General features: G+C 67.2%; 19 protein-coding genes. 13 read left to right on the top strand and 6 right to left on the bottom strand.

What is annotated here, in order from left to right:
* Positions 1-41 precede the first annotated feature (41 nt).
* Positions 42-803 carry a YdcF family protein gene (locus QM470_RS01935; protein WP_283337944.1) on the top strand — a complete coding sequence of 254 codons (762 nt, stop codon included), beginning with the start codon at positions 42-44 and terminating at the stop codon, positions 801-803.
* Positions 804-1042: 239 nt separating this feature from the next.
* On the opposite strand, the gene QM470_RS01930 is transcribed toward QM470_RS01935, so the two are convergent.
* A complete protein-coding gene (locus QM470_RS01930; RefSeq protein ID WP_066532867.1) occupies positions 1043-1675 on the bottom strand; it encodes an FMN-dependent NADH-azoreductase in 633 nt (210 codons plus the stop codon).
* A 138-nt stretch (positions 1676-1813) separates the two neighbouring features.
* Here QM470_RS01930 and QM470_RS01925 point away from each other — a divergent pair, with 138 nt between their 5' ends.
* Entirely contained in the window at positions 1814-2743 is a 930-nt protein-coding gene (locus QM470_RS01925) for a LysR family transcriptional regulator (RefSeq protein ID WP_066532863.1), read from the top strand.
* A 217-nt stretch (positions 2744-2960) separates the two neighbouring features.
* Positions 2961-3557: an RBBP9/YdeN family alpha/beta hydrolase gene (locus QM470_RS01920; RefSeq protein WP_283337943.1), complete on the top strand. Its 597-nt coding sequence runs from the start codon at positions 2961-2963 to the stop codon at positions 3555-3557.
* A gap of 218 nt (positions 3558-3775) precedes the next feature.
* Here the strand turns inward: QM470_RS01920 and QM470_RS01915 are convergent, their stop codons facing one another.
* Positions 3776-5479 carry a flagellinolysin gene (locus tag QM470_RS01915; RefSeq protein WP_283337942.1) on the bottom strand — a complete coding sequence of 568 codons (1704 nt, stop codon included), beginning with the start codon at positions 5477-5479 and terminating at the stop codon, positions 3776-3778.
* A gap of 356 nt (positions 5480-5835) precedes the next feature.
* On the opposite strand from QM470_RS01915, the gene QM470_RS01910 reads away from it, so the two are divergent.
* The 6 genes from QM470_RS01910 to QM470_RS01885 all read left to right on the top strand — a co-directional run bounded on the left by QM470_RS01910 (position 5836) and on the right by QM470_RS01885 (position 11500).
* The gene (locus QM470_RS01910) at positions 5836-6837 is read left to right on the top strand and encodes a sulfate ABC transporter substrate-binding protein (RefSeq protein ID WP_066532858.1); all 1002 of its coding nucleotides are present in this window, start codon (positions 5836-5838) and stop codon (positions 6835-6837) included.
* A 117-nt stretch (positions 6838-6954) separates the two neighbouring features.
* A complete protein-coding gene (gene cysT, locus QM470_RS01905) occupies positions 6955-7854 on the top strand; it encodes a sulfate ABC transporter permease subunit CysT (protein ID WP_280011044.1) in 900 nt (299 codons plus the stop codon).
* Positions 7851-8840: a sulfate ABC transporter permease subunit CysW gene (gene cysW / locus QM470_RS01900; RefSeq protein ID WP_283337941.1), complete on the top strand. Its 990-nt coding sequence runs from the start codon at positions 7851-7853 to the stop codon at positions 8838-8840. The genes cysT and cysW overlap by 4 nt, the downstream gene beginning before the upstream one ends.
* 32 nt (positions 8841-8872) lie before the next feature.
* Positions 8873-10000, top strand: a complete 1128-nt coding sequence (locus QM470_RS01895) for a sulfate/molybdate ABC transporter ATP-binding protein (RefSeq protein WP_066532854.1) — start codon at positions 8873-8875, stop codon at positions 9998-10000.
* A gap of 71 nt (positions 10001-10071) precedes the next feature.
* Complete coding sequence (locus tag QM470_RS01890; RefSeq protein WP_098066403.1) at positions 10072-10572, top strand: disulfide bond formation protein B; 501 nt, start codon at positions 10072-10074, stop codon at positions 10570-10572.
* A gap of 91 nt (positions 10573-10663) precedes the next feature.
* Positions 10664-11500 (top strand): pseudouridine synthase, encoded by an 837-nt coding sequence (locus QM470_RS01885; protein ID WP_283337940.1) that lies wholly within the window; start codon positions 10664-10666, stop codon positions 11498-11500.
* Between the two features lie 99 nt (positions 11501-11599).
* Here the strand turns inward: QM470_RS01885 and QM470_RS01880 are convergent, their stop codons facing one another.
* Positions 11600-12271 (bottom strand): glutathione S-transferase, encoded by a 672-nt coding sequence (locus QM470_RS01880; protein WP_283337939.1) that lies wholly within the window; start codon positions 12269-12271, stop codon positions 11600-11602.
* A 222-nt stretch (positions 12272-12493) separates the two neighbouring features.
* Complete coding sequence (locus tag QM470_RS01875) at positions 12494-13048, bottom strand: DUF3455 domain-containing protein (RefSeq protein WP_272972108.1); 555 nt, start codon at positions 13046-13048, stop codon at positions 12494-12496.
* A 641-nt stretch (positions 13049-13689) separates the two neighbouring features.
* On the opposite strand from QM470_RS01875, the gene QM470_RS01870 reads away from it, so the two are divergent.
* The 3 genes from QM470_RS01870 (at position 13690) to QM470_RS01860 (ending at position 16890) form a co-directional block, all read left to right on the top strand.
* Positions 13690-14274 (top strand): sigma-70 family RNA polymerase sigma factor, encoded by a 585-nt coding sequence (locus QM470_RS01870; protein WP_283337938.1) that lies wholly within the window; start codon positions 13690-13692, stop codon positions 14272-14274.
* Between the two features lie 18 nt (positions 14275-14292).
* On the top strand, positions 14293-15108 hold the full coding sequence (locus QM470_RS01865; RefSeq protein WP_283337937.1) for an anti-sigma factor: 816 nt from the start codon (positions 14293-14295) through the stop codon (positions 15106-15108).
* Between the two features lie 372 nt (positions 15109-15480).
* On the top strand, positions 15481-16890 hold the full coding sequence (locus QM470_RS01860; protein WP_283337936.1) for a GGDEF domain-containing protein: 1410 nt from the start codon (positions 15481-15483) through the stop codon (positions 16888-16890).
* 97 nt (positions 16891-16987) lie between these two features.
* Here QM470_RS01860 and QM470_RS01855 read toward each other — a convergent pair whose 3' ends face one another.
* Positions 16988-17851, bottom strand: coding sequence for a LysR family transcriptional regulator (locus QM470_RS01855; protein ID WP_283337935.1), 864 nt, complete (start codon positions 17849-17851; stop codon positions 16988-16990).
* Between the two features lie 108 nt (positions 17852-17959).
* Between QM470_RS01855 and bla the strand changes: the two genes are divergently transcribed.
* Complete coding sequence (bla, locus tag QM470_RS01850) at positions 17960-18859, top strand: class A beta-lactamase (RefSeq protein WP_283337934.1); 900 nt, start codon at positions 17960-17962, stop codon at positions 18857-18859.
* A 176-nt stretch (positions 18860-19035) separates the two neighbouring features.
* Here the strand turns inward: bla and argA are convergent, their stop codons facing one another.
* On the bottom strand, positions 19036-20382 hold the full coding sequence (gene argA / locus QM470_RS01845) for an amino-acid N-acetyltransferase (protein ID WP_066532843.1): 1347 nt from the start codon (positions 20380-20382) through the stop codon (positions 19036-19038).
* Positions 20383-20587: the final 205 nt, after the last annotated feature.

The following is a 20587-nucleotide window of genomic DNA, read 5'->3' as shown; positions in this document are numbered from 1 at the left end:
TGCATGGGACAGAATCCCTCCCTACCAAGAGAGGGAGTGAGATGTTTGTTCTGTCCAAATTGCTGTCGGCCATCACCCAGCCGGCGTTCTGGCTGCTGCTGCTGTGGCTGCTGAGCTTGCTGTTGCCGGTGCGCCTTCAACGTCTGGCGCGCAGGCTCCAGTGGATGGGGCTGGCGGCGCTGGCGCTGCTGGGCTTTCTGGCGCTGCCCGATGCCCTGGTGCGCCCGCTGGAAAACCGCTATCCGGTGCCTTCCGAGGCGCAACTGGCCCAGGCGGCCGGCGTGATTGTGCTGGGCGGCTCCTTCGAGCGGTCGGCGATTGCGCTGGACCACCAGCAGGTGCCGCTGACACACAGCGCCGAGCGCATGACCGTGCCGGCGGGCTGGATGCACCGCAACCCCCAGCTGCAGCTGGTGTTTTCCGGCGGTGAAGGGCGCTTGCTGACCACCGGGGTGACCGAGGCCGAGATGGCCGGGCAGTTCTACACCGAGCAGGGCCTGGACATGGGCCGCGTGCAACTGGAAAACGGCGCCCGCACCACCCGCGAGAACGCCCAGCGCGTGGCCGCCTTGCTGGGTGCGCGCTGCCAGCAGCCCTGGCTGCTGGTGACATCGGCCTGGCACATGCCGCGCGCCATGGAAGAGTTTGCCGCCACCGGCTGCCAGATCACCCCGTACCCGGTGGATTTTCTGACCGCGCAGACCACGCCGTGGACCGAGTATTCGCTGGCCTACGGCCTGCTGCGCTGGCAGACCGCGCTGCACGAATGGCTGGGACTGCTGGCTTACCGCGTGACGCGCTGAAGGGCCTGCCCGCCGGGCGGCCGGGCAGGGCGGTGCGGTCGATGCCGTCGATGTCCCTCCGTCCCAGCAACCCGTTCCGCCCCGGCAGCCGCACATCAGGGCGTGCACCCCGGTGTCATGGCGGTGCCATGGTGTCCGGAAAGGCCCTGGCGCGCAGGCACAAAAAAGCCCCGCAGAGCGGGGCTGGAAAAAGGCGCGGTCTCGTCACAAGGGCGCCGGGAGCACAAACGTGCGGTGCATCAGGCGGCGACGGCCTCTTCGGCGGTGGTCACGCTCTGCACGTCCTTGGTGGCGCTGGCAAAGGCGGCGGCCACGGCATCGGGGCCCATGCCCAGGCCTTCGGCGCGGACGATGCGCACATCGGTGATGCCGAAGAAGCCCAGCACCACCTTCAGGTAGCTTTCCTGGTGTTCCATGGCTTCAGCGGCAGCGCTGGTGGAGTACATGCCGCCACGCGAGGAGGCGATGATCACGGTCTTGCCCTTGGCCAGGCCTTCGGGGCCGTTGGCGGTGTAGCGGAAGGTGCGGCCGGGCTGGGCCAGGCGGTCGATCCAGGCCTTCAGCTGGGTGGGGATGCTGAAGTTGTAGAACGGGGCACCGATCACCACCACGTCGGCAGCCAGGAATTGCTGCACCAGGCGTTCGGACACGGCGTTTTCCGTGACTTGCTCGGCGCTCAGGCCTTCGGACTGGCCGGTGCGGGGGGCCATGGCGGCGGAGGTGAAGTGATTGGGGGCCTCGGCCACCAGGTCCAGGTAGCTGACCTGGGTGTCAGCGTGCTTGGCCTTCCAGGCGTCGACGATCTGGGCCGTCAGCTTGCGCGAAGCAGAGTTGTTACCGTTGATGGAGGAGTCAATGTGCAGCAGTTGCATGGTGTTCCTTGGTATCCAGTGGTGTGTGAAGCACTTTGTGTGCGATGGATAGAGTGTGATTGCAGACACTATCTTTGATAAGCCTGCATTTTTGCGATAGATTGTTTCGTATTTGGAACAATCAGCCGGAGCCTTGCTGTGAATGACCTCAATGACATGCTGTACTTTGCCGAGGTGGTGGAGCGCGGCGGCTTTGCTGCGGCGGGCCGGGCGCTGAACATCCCGAAGTCCCGGCTGTCGCGCCGCATCTCGGAGCTGGAAGCCCGGCTGGGCGTGCGCCTGATGCAGCGCACCACGCGGCGGCTGGCGCTGACCGAGATCGGCGAGGCCTATCTGCGCCACTGCCAGGCCATGCGCGACGCGGCCGAGGCGGCGGCCGACACCGTGGCCCAGGTGCAGACCGAGCCGCGCGGCACGGTGCGCGTGAGCTGCCCGGTGACGCTGATGCAGACCGTGCTGGCCGAACGCGTGCCGCAGTTTCTGCGCCTGTACCCGCGCGTGCGGCTGGAAGTGCGCGTGGCCAACCACCCGGTCAATCTGCTGGAAGAGGGTATCGATGTGGCGCTGCGCGTGCGGGACACGGTGGAGGACAGCGGCTCCATGGTGGTCAAGCGCCTGGATGTGGCGCGCAGCATCCTGGTAGCCGCGCCTTCGGTGCTGCAGGGCCAGGCCGTGCCCCAGGACCCCCAGGATCTGCAGGACCTGCCGGCGATTGCCATGTCGGCCCAGGAAGGCCTGTGCACCTGGAGCCTGGTGGGCCCGCGCGGCCAGAGCGAGCAGGTGCAGCACCCGGTGCGCTATGTGGCCGACGATCTGCTGTCGCTGAAGATGGCCGCGCTACAGGGCGTGGGCATGTGCGTGATTCCGGACTATATGTGCACCGATGCGCTGCACGATGGCCGCCTGGTGCGGCTGCTGCCGCAGTGGAGCCAGCACCCCGGCATCGTGCATGCGGTGTTCCCGTCGCGGCGCGGGCTGTCGCCGGCGGTGCGCAGCTTTCTGGATTTTCTGGGGGAGATCATGCCCGGCACCAGCGCGCCGCAGGCCGAGGACGGGGCCTTCATCTAGGGCACCGGCGGTCTGCCGCCGCGCGGCGAACGCGGCCTTGGACCCGGCCACTGACCCGGCCATTGACCTGCGATTGGCCTGCGTATTGGCCCGGTTTCAGGGGCGGCCTGGGCGCCCCGATCGCCGTGGCAGATGCTTATGCCTATATGGAAAGAAAAAATCCGTCGTTGGATTTGTGCGCCGTGCTGCCGACAATGCGCCCCAAGGAGCACACGCTATGGCGCAGCACACACGCATCATCATCGTCCCGGGCTGGCGGGATTCCGGCCCCGGCCACTGGCAGACCCTGTGGCAGGAGCAACTGCCGCAGGCCGAGCGCGTGGTGCAGGACGACTGGCTCACGCCCCGGCGGGATGCCTGGGTGCAGGCCCTGGAGCGGCTGATCCTGTCGCGGCCCGAACCGGTGGTCATTGCCGCCCACAGCCTGGGCTGCATCACCACCGCCCACCTGGGCGAAGAGGCCACCGCCCGGGTGCAGGGCGCGCTGCTGGTGGCGCCTGCCGACCCCGAGCGCCGTGGCGCCCTGGCCGACTTTGCCCCCGTGCCCTATGCGCAGCTGCCCTACCGCAGCATCCTGGTGGCCAGCAATACCGACCCGTACTGTCCGGTGCGCCTGGCCGGAGCCTATGCCCGTGCCTGGGGCAGCGAATTTGTGCGCCTGCAGAACGCCGGCCACATCAACGTGGAATCGGGCCACGGCCACTGGCCGCTGGGCTGGGGCCTGCTGCAGTCGCTGCTGGAAGATGCCCGCGTGGCGGCAGAAGGCCTGCAGTCGGCGGTGCTGGCGCCGCTGAGCTTGTCGGCCCGGGCCTGAGCGCAGGCGATAGAAGGGCTGCGGGGGAGGGGCGCCACGTCACCCCACCCATCACCTCATCGTCCTATTTCCCTATTACCCTGTGCCGCTGAAGACCGGCACCACCTGCAACACCGGCGCTGCACGCCAGCGCACGCGGGCCGGAGTGCAGAACGCAAAAAAGGCCTCCATGCGGACATGGAGGCCTTGGCGCCAGCCCTAGCCGCTGCCGGGCGTGCTCAGCCCAGCAGGGCCAGTACGGACTGGGGCCGCTGGTTGGCCTGGGCCACCATGGCGGTTCCGACCTTCTGCAGGATCAGCGTGCGCGACAGCGCCGCCGTTTCCTGGGCGTAGTCCGCATCCACAATCCGCCCCCGGCTGGCCGAGAGGTGCTCGGTGCTGGTCTGCAGATGGGCCACGATGCTGTCGAAGCGCGACATCTGTGCGCCGATCTTGGTCCGCTGGCCGTTGGCGTAGTCCAGCGCCTGGTCGATGCGGCGCAAGGCCTTGGTGGCGCCCGCCGCCGTGCTGATGTCCAGGTCCTCCAGCCCCATGGCCCCCAGGTTCATGCTGCCGACCTTGGCGTAGACATAGTCACCGGAGTTGGCACCCACCTGGAAGCCCAGCGTGCGGCCGTAGTCGCCACGGCTGCCCTTCACGGCATCGCCCCAGTCCTCGACAAAACCCGCCAGTGCGTCTTCACCGCTGTGCGTGCCGACGCTGTTGACGACGTTCTCCGCGCTCATGGCCGGGCCGCCATCGACGTCTGCGCCGCCGATGGCGCCCACATCGGTGTTGGTCAGGTCGAAGCTGGCAATGAACGCGGCCTTGTCGGCGTTGTACTTGCTGTAGAAGTCCGCACGGTCGGCAAAGGCACCATGGCTGTACGAGGCGAGTGCGGCATCCAGGGTCAGGCCGGGCGTGGTTTGCAGGGCCTGCAGCACGTCCTTGATCCCGGCGCCGCCGGCGGCCTTGATCTGCTCGTGCATGTACCGCACAGCGGCGTAGCCGGAGGCATAGTCCAGGCTGCTGGAGCCCCAGGCCGTGAGGTCGTCGTTGACGATGTCGTTGATGTCGTGGGCGGCAATGCGCTCATCGCCGCCATGGATGAATTCGGCCGCGCCTTCGATGAACCACAGGTTGCTGGTGTCGGAGCGCAGCTCCCCCCAGCTTTGCCCGGTGGCCATGATGGCGTGCGTCATCTCGTGCGCGATGATGCGGTCGTAGTAGACCGGGCCGCTGCCGCCGTCCAGCGTGGTGCTGCTGGTGAAGTCCGCCATGTCCAGCTCCATGCGGATGTCCGATCCCGGCCCGCTGGCGCCCACCGATGACCAGACCCGTGCCGCCACGCCGCCCGGGCCATCGATGCTGTCGGTGAACTCGAACTTGATGGTCTGACCGGTGGCCTCAATACCGAAGTACTGCTTGATCATGGCTTCGGCATTTTCCAGCCAGCCGCCTTGCAGCCCGTCGATCGCCGCTTCGATGCTGGGGTCACCGGAGCCGACGACCTTGGTGCGGCTGGGCGCGAAGATGTATTCGCCGTTGAACTGGCTGCTGATGCCGATGCGGTCGATCTCGCGCTTGAGCTGGGCCACCTCGCCTTGCAAGGCCTGGCGGTCCTGGTCGCTGTTGGTGAAGTTGATGGACTGTACCGCCAGTTCGCGCATGCGCTGCAGCATGTCGCCGACCTTGCTGATGGAGCCTTCTGCCGTCTGCAGCATGGAGATGCCGTCGTTGGCATTGCGCGCGGCCTGCTGCATGCCACGCACCTGGCTGAACATCCGTTCGGAAATGGCCAGGCCGGCGGCGTCGTCCTTGGCGCTGTTGACCCGCAGCCCGCTGGACAGGCGCTGCATGGTGGTCGACAGCCCCGCCTGGTTGTGGCTGAGACTGCGCTGTGCGTTCAGTGACGCGATGTTGGTGGAAATGCTCAGGGCCATACATCTCCCTGTTTACGGCGCAGGGCCGGTGTGCGGCAGGGCGCAGCCCTTCCGTACCGCGTGCCGCAAGGGAGGAAAAACAACACAGACATCAACCGGATCCTTTCAGGGTTCACCGTAACAAGTCGTAAAGACGTTTGTACGGGTTTCGACATGTCTATAAAAAAATTGAGACATATAGAGAAAAACGATGAGGAAAGGGACGTGGCTGCGGCCCGCACGGCGGGCGTATCTGGTTCTTTATTCCAAAATTCGATAAATTTAAAAGAATATATTCTTTTGAGTTTTAAACAGGCGTCTTCACAATGGCTGTATCCATAAACAAAACGACACGTTCGTTCTTGCAGGCAGACACCATGACCTCTTTGAAGCTCAAGACCCTTTTGGCCACTCTCGCTCTGGCAGCCAGCGGCGTGGCGTCGGCACAGGACCAGTTGCTGAACGTCTCGTACGACGTGGCCCGTGAGTTCTACAAGGACTACAACCAGGCTTTCGCGGCCCACTACAAGAAGACCACCGGCAAGGACATCAAGATCGACCAGTCGCACGGCGGCTCCAGCGCCCAGGCGCGTGCCGTGAACGACGGTCTGGCGGCCGATGTGGTGACCTTCAACACCACCACCGACGTCGACTTCCTGGCCGCCAACGGTGTGGTGGCCAAGGACTGGGCCAAGAAATTCCCCAACGACGCGTCGCCCACCACCTCGACCATGCTGTTCCTGGTGCGCAACGGCAACCCCAAGAACATCAAGGACTGGAAAGACCTGACCCGCCCCGACGTGAAGGTGGTGGTGGTCAACCCCAAGACCGGTGGCAATGGCCGCTACGCCTATCTGGCAGCCTGGGGTTCGGTGCGTGAAGCCGGCGGCACGGATGCGCAGGCGCAGGAATTCGTCAAGCAGCTCTACAAGAACGTGCCCGTGCTGGGCAAGGGCGGCCGCGACGCGACCAGCATCTTCCTGCAACGCAACATCGGCGATGTGCTGATCACTTTCGAGTCCGAAGTGATCTCGGTGGACCGCGAATTCGGCCAGGGCAAGGTGGATGCGGTCTACCCCTCGTCTTCCATCGTGGCGGAGAACCCCGTGGCCGTGGTCGAGCGCACCGCTGCCAAGAAGGGCTCGGGCCAGCTGGCCAAGGCCTATCTGGACTATCTGTACTCGGATGAAGCCCAGGAAATCGCGGCCAAGCATGCGCTGCGTCCCCGCTCGGAAGCGGTGCTCAAGAAGCACGCCGCCGTGTTCAAGCCGCTCAAGCAGTTCACGGTGGGCAAGTACTTCGGCTCGCTGACCGAGGCACAGAAGGTGCACTTCAACGACGGCGGCAAGTTCGACGAGATCTACACCCCCGGTAAGTAAGCGCCGGACCCGCCTGCCACCGCCGGTGGCCGGTGGGCACTGCCAGCGCCGAGAGCATGCTGTGGGCACTGCGCGACCGATAACTACAACGATTCTTCTGGCTGTTTGGGAACCTTCATGTCCGCTGCGATTCCTTCCAGCCCAGCGCCTGGCGCCACCACCTCCGCACCTTCCGGGGCGCGACGGGGTGGGGGCGCCAAGCGCGTTCTGCCCGGCTTCGGGCTGACGCTGGGCTATACGCTGTTTTACCTGAGCATCATTGTGCTGATCCCGCTGTCAGCCCTGTTGTTCAAGACCTTTGCACTCACCTGGCCGCAGTTCTGGGATGCCGTGACCGCCCCGCGCGTGCTGGCCTCCTACCGGCTGACCTTTGGTGCCAGCTTTCTGGCCGCGCTGGTGAACCTGGTGTTCGGTCTGCTGGTGGCCTGGGTGCTGGTGCGCTACCAGTTCCCCGGCAAGAAGATTGTCGATGCGCTGGTGGACCTGCCGTTTGCGCTGCCCACCGCCGTGGCCGGCATTTCGCTGACCGCCTTGCTGGCCGGCAACGGCTGGGTGGGCCAGTACCTGGAGCCGCTGGGCATCCAGCTGGCGTTCAACCCCAACGGGGTGGTGATTGCGCTGATCTTCATCGGCCTGCCGTTTGTGGTGCGCACGGTGCAGCCGGTGCTCGAAGACTCCGAGAAAGAGCTGGAAGAGGCGGCCACCAGCCTGGGCGCCTCGCGCTGGCAGATCTTCTACAAGGTGATCCTGCCCGCCATCACACCGGCCTTGCTGACCGGCTTTGCCATGGCCTTTGCACGCGCCCTGGGTGAGTACGGCTCGGTGATCTTCATCGCCGGCAACATGCCCATGGTCTCCGAAATCACGCCGCTGATCATCATCGGCAAGCTCGAACAGTACGACTACACCGGTGCCACCGCCGTGGCCGTGGTGATGCTGGTCTTCTCCTTTGCCATGCTGCTGGTCATCAATGCCCTGCAGGCCTGGCAGCGCCGCCATTCGGGAGCACCCGCATGAATCTGAATTTCAACGAACAGCACTATTTCCTGTTCCAGGTGCTGGGCGCCATCCTGGTGGCGGTGCTGCTGGCCTATCGTCTGACGGCCCCCAAGAAAGGGGCCAAGCCCGAGAAGCTGACGACCACCGAGTCGCGCGCCGTGCGCTGGATCCTGACTGGCATTGCGCTGGCCTTCATCGCCCTGTTCCTGGTGCTGCCGCTGGCCGCCGTGTTCACCGAGGCGCTGCGCAAGGGCTGGAGTGCCTACCTGGACGGTCTGCGCGAGCCCGATGCCTGGTCGGCCATCAAGCTGACCCTTATCACGGCTGTCATTGCCGTGCCGCTGAACCTGGTGTTCGGCGTGGCGGCGGCCTGGTGCATTGCCAAGTACGAGTTCAAGGGCAAGGCCTTTCTGACCACGCTGATCGATCTGCCGTTCTCCATCTCGCCCGTGGTGGCGGGCCTGATGTACGTGCTGGTGTTTGGTGCCCATGGCTGGTTCGGCCCCTGGCTGCAGGCGCATGACATCAAGATCATCTTTGCCGTGCCCGGCATCGTGCTGGCGACCGTGTTCGTGACCTTCCCCTTCATCGCCCGGGAGCTGATCCCGCTGATGCAGGCGCAGGGCAATGACGAAGAGCAGGCCGCCATCGTGCTGGGTGCCAGCGGCTGGCAGACCTTCTGGCATGTGACGCTGCCCAACATCAAGTGGGGCCTGCTGTACGGGGTGATCCTGTGTAACGCCCGTGCCATGGGTGAGTTCGGTGCGGTGTCGGTGGTCTCCGGCCACATCCGCGGCCAGACCAACACCATCCCGCTGCATGTCGAAATTCTCTACAACGAATACCAGTCCGTCGCCGCATTTGCTGCTGCCTCGCTGCTGGCGCTGCTGGCCCTGGTGACTCTGCTCATCAAGACCGTGGCCGAGTGGAAAGCCGAACAACAGCGCAAGGCCGCCTCCGAGCTGCCGCCCGAGCGCCCGACCCCCGTGACCGCCCAGCCCTGAAGGCCGGCGCTGCAACCGAATCCGAGAACACCATGAGCATCGAAATCCGCAATGTCAGCAAGCAGTTTGGCGACTTCCAGGCCCTGCGCGATGTCAGCCTCGATATCAAGTCGGGCGAACTGATCGCGCTGCTGGGCCCGTCCGGCTGCGGCAAGACCACGCTGCTGCGCATCATCGCCGGGCTGGAAACGCCCGATGTGGGCAGCATCCATTTCAGCGGCGCTGACACCACCGACGTGCATGTGCGCGACCGCAACGTGGGCTTTGTCTTCCAGCACTACGCGCTGTTCCGCCACATGACCGTGTTCGAGAACGTGGCCTTCGGCCTGCGCGTGAAGCCGCGCAGCGAACGCCCCAGCGAGGCCCAGATCAAGGAGAAGGTGATGAACCTGCTCAAGCTGGTGCAGCTGGACTGGATTGCCGACCGCTTCCCCTCGCAGCTGTCCGGCGGCCAGCGCCAACGTATCGCCCTGGCGCGTGCGCTGGCGGTGGAGCCCAAGGTGCTGCTGCTGGACGAGCCGTTCGGCGCGCTGGACGCCAAGGTGCGCAAGGAACTGCGCCGCTGGCTGCGCCGCCTGCACGACGAGCTGCATGTGACCTCCATCTTCGTGACCCATGACCAGGAAGAGGCGCTGGAAGTGGCCGACCGCGTGGTCGTGATCAACAAGGGCAAGATCGAGCAGGAAGGCACGCCGCAGCAGGTGTGGGACAACCCGGCCAGCCCGTTTGTCTACGGCTTCCTGGGTGATGTGAACCTGTTCAAGGGCCGCGCCAGCGATGGCCGCGTCTACCTGGACGAGGGCCTGCAGCTGGAGAGTGCCGAGGCCAATGGCGCCTCCAACTCCAACGCCTTTGCCTATGTGCGCCCGCACGACCTGGATGTGGAGCGCTATTCGTCCGGGCAGAATGTGGACCTGCAGGGCCGCCCCACCGGCATTGTGGTGCAGCTGGCGCGCGCGATTGTGGTGGGCCCCATCGCACGCCTGGAACTTATTCCCGCCGATGGCACCCAAGCAGCGGACAATGGTGGCGAAGATCAGCTGATCGAAGCCCAGATTCCCGCACAGCAGTTCCATGAGATGGCGCTGCGCGAAGGGGAGACCCTGGTGGTCACCCCGCGCCGCGCCAAGGTGTTCGTGGACGCCGCTGCCGGTATCTGAGGGTAGGCATCCTGCATGGGGCAGGGCGCCTGCCCGGCCCCGGGCCTTGAGTTGGCCAGACAAGGATGGACATGCAGTTTGTAAATACCCTCAGCCAGGCCCCGCGCCGCGTGCTGGCCCTGATCAGCCTGGCCTGTGTGGCCCTGCTGGCGTTTGGCATGTACCTGCAGCATGTGCAGGGGCTGGAGCCGTGCCCCATGTGCATCGTGCAGCGCTATGCGCTGGTGCTGGTGGCGGTGCTGACCGGCCTGGCCAGCCTGCGCCCGAACAAGGGCTGGTGGATGGGCTGGGGCGTGCTGGCGCTGCTGGCCAGCGGCTTTGGCGCCTTTGTGGCCGCGCGCCAGAGCTGGCTGCAGTGGTACCCGCCGGAATTCGCCAGCTGCGGCCGCGATTTCTACGGCATGATCGAAAACTATTCCCTCAGCCGCGCCATCCCGATGATCTTCCGGGGCTCGGGCGACTGCACGGCGATCGACTGGACCTTCCTGGGTGGCTCGATTGCCAACTGGTCCTTTGTCTGCTTTGTGCTGTTCTTCGGGGTGATTGCCACCTTGCTGGTGCGCCGCCGCTGAGCACGGACTGCAACGCTGCACAGCCCCGGCATGCCGGGGCTTTTTTGTGGCCGCTGGCAGCGGGCCCACTTGGCGCGACAATCTCCACCCCATGCCCCAGTACATCCTTTTCCACAAGCCCTATGGCGTGCTGTCCCAGTTCACGCCGGAGGACGGTGCCCGTTCGCTGGCCGAGTTCGATCTGCCGCCCGGCGTCTACCCGGCGGGGCGGCTGGACAAGGATTCCGAGGGCCTGCTGCTGCTGACCGATGACGGGCCGCTGATCGAGCAGCTGCTCAACCCGCGCAATCAAAAGCCCAAGACCTACTGGGTGCTGGTGGAGCGCCTGCCCGATGCGGCGGCGCTGGACACCATGCGGGCCGGTCTGCGCATCGAGGACTACACCACCTTGCCCTGCGAGGTGCAGCTGCTGGACCCCCAGCCCGCAGTGGCGCCGCGCGACCCGCCGGTGCGGGTGCGCAAGAGCGTGCAGGACTGGTGGCTGGCCATCACCGTGGTGGAAGGCAAGAACCGCCAGGTGCGCAAGATGACGGCCGCCATCGGCCACCCCACGCTGCGCCTGCAGCGCCGCAGCATTGCCAACCTGGAGCTGGGCGATCTGGCGCCGGGGCAGTGGAAGTCCATAGCGCGTGCCGACATCCACTGGGGAACGGACGCGGCGGGCACGCCGGTGGACCGCACGACGGCCGGCGGTGTGGCCGTGCGCTACCGCAGCCCGGGCGAGCGCCCGCGCGACGTGCCGCGCAGTGCCGACCGCCGCAGTGCCGATCGCCGCGGTGCAGCCAGTGCCGGTCGCAACGATGCAGGCAGTGCGCAGGCGGGGGATGGAAAGCGCAATGAGAAGGGCAAGGGCAGCGGCAATGGCGGCCGTAGCCGCAATGCCGCGCCGACCCGCCAGCCGGGCAGCTGGTTCACATCCAAGAAGTGAGCGCAGGGGCGCAGGGCCTGCGCCGGCGCGTGAGGGGGCAGGCCGTCGCCAGGGCGTAGTCAGCAGAGGGCCGGGCGGTCGCAGCCTGGCCCGGGACGCTCAGTCCGATTCCACGCTGGCCGCGCTGAACAGCGGGCCGGTGGTGCCGGCCACCCAGCCGGGGTAGGTTTCCATCACTTCGGCAAACAGGGCCGAATCGATCCAGCGCTGCAGCCAGTCCTGCAGATGGGGCCAGGGCTGTTCGGCCCACTGGGCCTCGTCGATGCGGGCGAACTGGCGCACAAAGGGGCGCAGCGCCATATCGGCCAGGCTGGGGTTCAGGCCGAACAGGTAGCCGGTGTCGGCCAGATGATCGTCCAGCGCGGCCAGCCAGGTGATGGCGTCGGCCTGGGCCTGGTTCACTTCCTCGGCGCTGTAGCGCTCGGGGTATTTGCAGCGGTCCAGGGCCTGCTTGAAGAAACCGTCGTTGCGGGCGATCAGCTCCAGCATGTCGTCCAGGCTGCCGGCGGTGGGGGCCAGCCAGGCATCGGGGTCGTTGCTGCGCAGGGCGTGCAGCATGACTTCCAGGCTCTGGTCGATCACCGTGCCATCGGCCAGCACCAGCACCGGCACCGTGCCCTTGGGCGAGGCATCCAGCAGCGCCTGGGGCTTGGCTCGCAGATTCACTTCCCGCAGTTCGCAGGCCAGCCCGGCATGTGCCAGCGCCAGACGGGCGCGGATGGCGTAGGGGCAGCGGCGGAAGGAATACAGAACGGGCAAGGTGGTGGACATGGAGGAGCCAGGGAGGGCACAGGGCCCGAGTCAGGAAGCGGGGGATGATAGCCGGTTGGCGCAGGGCCCGTGGGGCGCTGCGTTTTGGCGGGAGCTCCGGCGCGGGCGGCCGCACGTTGCCAGCCCACCGAAAGCTCACCGAAAGTGCTTGGGCGCCATGGACAGCGATGGCCCCGGGCACCCCCCAGCTGGCGGTGGGGAGGTGCGCCCGGGGCAGGCCGGTCAGGCGGCTTTCCAGAAAATATAGTCGGCCTGGTAGGGCACCACCTGCTTGCTGCCCAGGTTGGCGGCGCTGCAGGCCATGGCCGGTGCGACCCCGCCCTTGGTGGCCACGCGCTGGATGTAGGTCACCCCCTGCATGGCGCCCATGCCCATGGCCGGGTTGGCCTTGACCAGCTGCAGCGGGATGTTGCCCATGCCGGCAGGGGCCACGGCCACCTGGGTGGCGGTGACCTTGGAGCCGTCGTTGTTCTCCCAGGTGGCGGGCGGGCCCCAGTATTTGCCGATGACCGATCCGCTGCGGGTCTGCAGCTTGGCATCGGGGCCGACAAACACCCATTCGTGCTCGGAGGCCATGTCCTTCTTGGCGCGGCATTCATAGGTGATCTGGCCGATGCCCACGGTTTCCATGGCCACTTTGTGGCCCGCCGGAACCTGCACGGGGGCAGGCAGTGCGGCCTGTGAATACATGGGATGGGGACCCATGGACGAACAGGCGGTCAGGCCCAGCACCGAGGCACACACGGCGGCCAGTGGGAATGCATGTAGCGGTTTCATGAGAGTTTCCTCGAACAAGGGGGACAAGAAACGCACCGGGCAAATGGGCTGGCTGCCCCGGTACTGCTGCGCGCCAGCCCCCGAACGGCGGTGCGTTCACGGGCACGGTGCGTTCCAACGTTGAAACCCGTGCGCCTGGAGGGCAGGGTGTCAGCGGCGGCCGGATGGCGCGCGACCGGGGCGAGGTCGCGGCGCTCATAAGCGGGAAGGAGGTCCCGGCAGGCAGGGGGGCGGCAGGTGCCGGCTCCCGGGACTGTTGGCGGAAAGAGGTGTCCAGGGCCTGGGCCGCAGCACTGCCCTTTGCCGGCCGCAGGACGGGCGCCGTGGCGGGCCGCACGCTGCAGCGTGGGACCGGGGGGGAAGGACAGCCTGCAAGCCAGTGGAGGGGCACGGTGACTCCTTGTGGACGGTGGGCGGTGCCGCACGGTAGCGCGTGGTGGCAGTGCCCGACACTGGCTATACGCAGCTGGGGAGGCCGTGGATTCAGGTTTTTGAAAAAATATTTTGTGTGCGCATTCCCCTTGGGGCCGCATCCAGTGGTCGCGATGCTGCGTACAGGAGGTGAGGCAAGGCCGGTAATCCGCCTTGGCGGCAATCCAACAGCGCCGCATGCCGCCAGTGCTTGTGCGCACAATGGCTGCATGAGCGCATCTACACCGGACCAGGAACTGATGGACTTACTCGACCGCATCGCCCGCCGGGAGGAACCGGCGCTCAAGCTGCTGTACGACCAGACGGCTGCGCGGCTGTATGGGCTGGCGCTGCGCATCGTGGGCAACCGGGAGTGGGCCGAGGATGTGCTGCAGGAGAGTTTTCTGGGCATCTGGCGCAACGCCGGGGCCTACCGCGCCTCGCTGAGCCCGCCGCTGGCCTGGATGGGCCTGCTGGTGCGCAGCCGGGCCCTGGATTTTCTGCGCCGGCGCCGGGCCGAGCGCCTGCATCTGCAGGTGGCGATCGAGGATCTGGCCGAGATCGATGCGCTCACCCAGGAGCAGATGGCCCCGGGCCCGCAGCAAGGGGCCGAGGCCAGCGAGCAGGCGGCCGCACTTTACCAGTGCCTGCAGCGGCTGGAGCAGGGCCAGCGCCAGGTGGTGAGCCTGGCCTATCTGCGGGATCTGAGCCACAGCGAGCTGGCCAGCACCTTGAAGCTGCCGCTGGGCACCGTGAAGACCTGGATGCGGCGCAGCCTGGAGCAATTGCGCAAGTGCATGGCCCGCCATGTCTGAGTGTGAGGAGTGTTCACCATGCATCTGACCCGCAACCCTGAACTGCTGGACCGCCTGGCGGCGGACTATGCGCTGGGCACGCTGCGCGGCGGCGCGCGCCGGCGCTTTGAGCAGCTGGCGCGCGACCATGCCCAGGTGCGGGCGGCCGCGCTGCTGTGGCAGGGCCGCTGGTCCGCGTTTTCCGAGGTGCAGAGGCCGGTGCAGCCGGACGCGGCGGTCTGGACCCGCATTGCCAACCTGCTGCAGGCCGACAGGCAGCAGAGCCAGTGGGGTGCGCAGCGCCAGGCCGGTGCCGCCGCGCCCCGGGCGGGGCGGCAGGTGCAGGCGCTGTCCTGGTGGCGGGGGCTGGCGCTGGCGGGCAGCCTGGCCACGGTGGTGGCGGTGTCGGTGGGGCTGTGGGCGCACCAGGGGCTCCAGCAGAGCACGCAGCAGCAGCTGTCGGCGCTGCGCACCGAGCTGCAGACCGCGCAGGCCGCCTTGCAGGCAGCCCCCCAGATCCAGTATGTGGCCGTGCTGGCGGACGGCAAGGCCGATGCCTCCATGCTGGTGACCTTCGACCCCCGGCACAACCAGCTGGTGCTGCAGCGGGTGAGCGGCTTCCGGGAGGCGGAGAGCAAGTCGCTGCAGCTGTGGGCCCTGCCGCCGCAGGGGGCGCCGCGCTCCCTGGGCGTGGTGGGCGAGGGCCGGGTGGCGCAGCTGGCGGTGCAGGAGACCGATGTCAGGGCGGTTCCGGCCCTGGCGATCAGCCTGGAGCCCAAGGGCGGCGTGCCCAGCGCCACCGGGCCGACGGGGCCGGTGCTGTTCACGGGGGCGCTGATTCGCCGGGACCTGTGAGGCCGGGGGCTGCGAGGCATGCGTCAGCCGTGACCCCGGCCGGTGCAGGCCGGTTAGGGCAGGTAATCAGCAGGTAATCAGCAGGAATAGGCCGTCGCGCCGTCCATCGGCAGGGCGCACAGCGACGCAGGCCCTGTGCGACATTGGCTGCACTTTGCCGCCATGCACCAGGTGGGTGCAGGGTCCCTGCGGGCGATATTTTTGGGAGAAACAGGCGATTTGTCGGTTTTATCTGATTACACGTAGATACAGATTGTGGTTCTATCGGGGTGGGTGACAGCCGGTTCTCAGTGCTACGTGTGGCTTGTGTATCGATGCGGGACACCACGACATGGAATGGCGGCCGGTGCAGTTGCCGGCGAGGGGGTGTTGATGCCTGCATTCGAGATTCGTGCCAATCGGGTGGCGGCCGGCTTCAGGCTGGAGCATGCCGTCCTGGGGGCCACGGTGCTGGTGGCGTGTGCGGTGGCCACCACCAGCAAGTCGCCCAGTCTGCTGTCTTTTTTCTGGCTGTCCAATGCGCTGATGCTGGGACTGATCGTGCGCTTCCCGGTCATGGCGCAGCCCCAGGGCTGGGTGCTGGCCACGCTGGGCTTTCTGCTGGGCAGCTATGCCGGCGAAGGCTGGTTTCTGAAAGTGCTGCTGCTGACGCTGGCCAACCTGGGCGGGATCGCCTGCGGCTGGCTGTACCTGCGCCAGCATGCTGCGAGCGTGGTCCAGATGCGCTCGCCGGTGGGAGTGTTCCATGTGGTGGTGGGGGTGTGCATCGCCAGTGCCGTGGGCGCGCTGCTGGGGGGCGCGGCCATCCAGTACCTGCTGCAGCGCAGCTGGCAGCGCACGGCCATGATGTGGTTTGGTGCGGAGATGATGCACATGTGCCTGATCATCCCGCTGCTGCTGAATGTGCCGGCGCTGGGTGCGGCCCGGCGCCTGTGGCGCAGCGGCGAGCGGGCATGGGGGCGGTCCATGGCGCCGCTGGCCGTGCTGGTGGTGCTGATGGGCGTGGGCCTGTTCATCGGCGGGCCCGGGGTGCCGCTGCTGCTGCTGCCCGGCCTGGTGCTGTGCGCACTGAGCTATCGGGTGTTTGCGGTGTCGCTGCTGTGCTTTCTGGCCGGCAGCTGGCATGTGTTCCTGCTGGTGCTCAATGACTTCGATTTCAGCTCCCAGAATGCCGAAGCCGCCATGTCCATGCGCCTGGGCCTGTCCATGCTGAGCGTGACCTTGCTGACCGTGGCCTGTGCGCGTAACCACTGGGGGGATGCCATGGCGCGGCTGGAGCATTCGTCCACCCACGACCACCTGACCGGCATGCTGACCCGGGCGGCGTTCAGCGAGCAGGCCCACCGCATCCTGGCGCGGCTGGCCCATGACCGCCAGCCGGTGGCGCTGCTGATGCTGGATCTGGACTGGTTCAAGCGCGTCAACGACACCTATGGGCATGCGGCCGGGGATGTGGTGCTGCAGGCGGTGAGCCGCACGGTGGTGCAGTCGCTGCGGCCGCACGAGCTGCTGGGGCGCATGGGCGGGGAGGAGTTTGCGCTGCTGCTGCCCGGTGCCGACGGCCAGGAAGCCAGCGCCACGGCCGAGCGGCTGTGCGCCGCCATTCGGGCGCTGAGCATCGAGGTGGAGGAGGGCAAGACGCTGCGCCCCACGATCAGCATCGGCGTGGTGGCGCTGGATGCCACGGACGCGCTGACGCTGAGCATGCTGCTGAAGAAGGCCGATCTGGCGCTGTACAGCGCCAAGGAAAATGGCCGGGATGGCTTCTGCCTGAGCGCCTGAGTACCTGACCGACTGCCCGAACGCCTGAGTGCTGGTGCTATTTCGCGCTGGAGCGTTGAAGTGCCTGAAGAGGCGGTGTTGCGCCGGGCGGCGGGGTTTACGCCGTCTGGGCCTGGGTCAGCAGCCACTGGCGCACGTCCTCCAGCGCCGGCGACGCCGCGCGCGTGCGCGGTTGGGTGAACCAGTAGGCGCCGGCAGGCACCGTGAGCGCAAACGGCTGCACCAGCCGGCCGGCACGCAGCAGGTGGGTGAACATGGCCGGGGGCAGCAGGGCCACGCCGGCGCCCTGGGCGGCGGCTTCGGCCAAGGCGATGGAGCTGTCGAACTGCGGGCCGGCGGCGCGCAGGGTGGCCACCTCGGCGGCCTGGCACCACTGCTCCCATTCCGCGGTGCGAAAAGAGCGCAGCAAGGTCTGGCCGCGCAGATCGCCCGGCTGGCGCAGGTGCTCGGCAATGGCCGGGGCGCACAGCGGGGTCAGCGGCGCGTGCACCAGCAGATCGGCCTGCAGGCCGTGCCAGGCACCGTCGCCAAAGCGGATGGCCGCGTCCAGCCCTTCGGCATTCAGGTCCACGCGGTTGTTGTGGGTCTGCATGCGCAGGTCGATATGGGGGTGGCGGGCCTCGAAGTCGGCCAGCCGGGGCAGCAGCCAGCCCACGGCGAACGTGCCCACCACGCCCAGGGTCAGCACCTCGCGCGGGCGGTCGTTGCGCAACTGGCCCAGGGCACGTTCCAGCCGGCCAAAGCAGTCGGCCACCACGGGCCACAGGGCCTGGCCTTCGTCGGTCAGGGCCAGACCGCGCGGCAGGCGCCGGAACAGCGGCGTGCCCAGCTGTTCTTCGAGCTTGCGGATATGCTGGCTGACAGCGGTCTGGGTGACGTGCAGCTCGTGGGCGGCGCGCGTCAGATTCAGGTGGCGGGCCGCACTGTCGAACGCGCGCAGGGCATTCAATGGCAGGTGCATGGGGGTAGAGATATAAGTTTTTCTAGGGTTTGCTCTGCCATCTTAACGTTGGTCAGCGTTGGCGCACTCCGGTAAGGTAGCAGGTGTTATCAAGAAGAGGAGCACGCTATGCACAGAAGAATTTGGCTGCAAAGCAGTCTGGCCCTGAGCGCCACCTGGTTGGCCGGGTGTGCAGGTATGCAGAAAAACTCGGGTCTGGAGGCGGACGATGCCTCCCACCCGCTGGCGCAGATCGAGGCCCGCACCGGCGGGCGCCTGGGCGTGGCGGTGATCGACACCGCCAACGGCCGCCAGTGGCAGTACCGGGGCGGCGAGCGTTTTCCCATGTGCAGCACCTTCAAGCTGCTGCTGGCTGCCCAGATGCTGCAGCGCGACCAGCAGGGCCTGGACAGCCTGCAGCAGCGCGTGACCTACCCGCGCAGCGCGCTGGTGCCGTATTCGCCCACCACCGAGGCCCAGGCCGGTGGCGCCGGGCTGACGGTGGCCGAGCTGTGCGAAGCCACCGTGGTGCTGAGCGACAACACCGCCGCCAACCTGCTGCTGGCCCGCCAGGGCGGCCCGCAGGGCCTGACCCAGTGGCTGCGCGACATGGGCACCATGCACACCCGCCTGGACCGGCTGGAGCCGGCGCTCAACAGCGCTACCCCGGGCGACGAGCGCGACACGACCACGCCGCTGTCCATGGCGCGTGCCGTGGTGGCGCTGGCCAAGGGCCCGCACCTGGATGCCGGCCACCAGGCGCAGCTGCTGCAGTGGCTCAAGGCCAGCCCCACGGGCGCCAAGCGCCTGCGCGCCGGCATGCCGCCGGGCTGGCTGGTGGGCGGCAAGACGGGAACGGGCGACAACGGCACGGCCAATGATGTGGTGCTGGTCTGGCCTCACCACCGTCCGCAGCCGCTGGTGGTCAGCGCCTACCTGACGCAGACACCGCAGCTGGCCCCGGCCGCACGCGATGCGGCGCTGGCCGAAGTGGGCCAGGCGGTGGCGCACTGGTTCCGGCGTTTCTGAGCCTTCAAGGTTGGGGGGGCGCGGCGGCTGCCGGCTGCGTGCAGGGGCCGCCCCCCAAAGACAGCAGGGCGGCAGCGGAGTAGATCCACTGCCGCCCTGGTGTTTGGAGGCGGGTAAGGCGCCCTGGGGGGCGGGTGGCCGGGGGCCGGGGGGGGGGGGCAGTTGAGCGCGGCGCTTTAGAGCTGCTTGACCAGCACCTGGCTCTTGCGGCTCCAGTTGTACTTGGCCTTGCGGGCCTCGGGCAGCCATTCCGGGTCCACCGGCTGGAAGCCGCGCTTGATGAACCAGTGCATGGTGCGGGTGGTCAGCACGAACATGCTGGTGCAGCCCAGGGCGCGGGCGCGCTGCTCGATGCGCTTGAGCAGCTTCTCGCCGTCGCCCGTGCCCTGGCTCTGGGGCGAGACGGTGACGGCAGCCATTTCCGCGGTCTTGGCTTCCAGATAGGGGTGCAGGGCGGCGCAGCCGAAGATCACGCCATCGTGCTCGATCACGGTGTAGCTGGTGATGTCGCGCTCGATCTCGGTGCGGTCGCGCTTGACCAGGGTGCCGTCTTTCTCGAACGGCTCGATCAGCTGGATGATGCCGCCCACATCGTCGATGGTGGCTTCGCGCAGCTCTTCGAGCTTTTCGTCGATCACCATGGTGCCGATGCCGTCGTGCACATAGATTTCCAGCAGCAGCGCGCCGTCCACCGCAAACGGCAGGATGTGGCTGCGTTCCACGCCATGTTCGCAGGCGCGCACGCAATGCTGCAGGTAAAAGCCGGTGTCGGTGGGCACCTGCGGCGGCGGCAGCTGGGCCAGCAGCTGGCGGGCGGCGGCCAGCGGCAGCTCGGTGTCGATGGGGTTGTCTTCGCTGTCGGGCTCGGACGGGTTCATGCGGATGCCGGGCACCTCGCTCAGGAAGATCAGCTTGTCGGCCTTCATTTCGCAGGCCACGCGGGTGGCGACCTCTTCCATGCTCAGGTTGAAGGCCTCGCCGGTGGGCGAGAAGCCAAACGGCGACATCAGCACCATGGCTTCGGATTCCAGCGCGCGGCGGATGCCTTCCACATCGACCTTGCGCACCAGGCCGGAGTGCATGAAGTCCACGCCGTCGACGATACCCACCGGGCGGGCGGTCAGGAAGTTGCCCGACATCACGCGCACGCGGGCGCCGGCCATGGGGGTGTTGGGCAGGCCCTGGCTGAAGGCGGCTTCGATCTCGTAGCGCAGCTGGCCGGCGGCCTCTTGCGCGCAGTCCAGCGCGATGGAGTCGGTGACGCGCACGCCGTTGTAGTAGCGCGGCTCCTGGCCCTTGAGGCGCAGCTGTTCATTCACCTGCGGGCGAAAGCCGTGCACCAGCACGATCTTCACGCCCATGGCCTGGATCAGCGCCAGATCCTGCACGATGCCCTGCAGCTTGCCAGCGGCGATGGCTTCACCCGTGATGCCCACCACGAAAGTCTGGTGGCGGAATTTGTGGATGTACGGGGCCACAGACCGGAACCAGGGAACGAAGGTGAAATTGAAAACCGTGGACATGGTGGGTGCAGACAGAGGGAGCGAGAGAGAGTACTGTCCGCCGGCAATGCGCAGCGCGCTGCCGGCCTCAGAGGGTCAAAAGGCCCGCATCCCGGGGAGTGCGAGCCAATCCAGCCGCGAGTGTAGCGGCGCTGCGCCGCGGTCGCGGCAAATTTTCACGGCAGGGCCGCAGTCTGTTGCGGCGATGGCGCAGCGGGGCGGCCTT

The sequence above is a fragment of the Comamonas sp. 17RB genome (assembly GCF_030056555.1).
GTDB lineage: Bacteria > Pseudomonadota > Gammaproteobacteria > Burkholderiales > Burkholderiaceae_C > Comamonas > Comamonas terrigena.
This window is presented reverse-complemented; position numbering and strand designations above follow the sequence as displayed.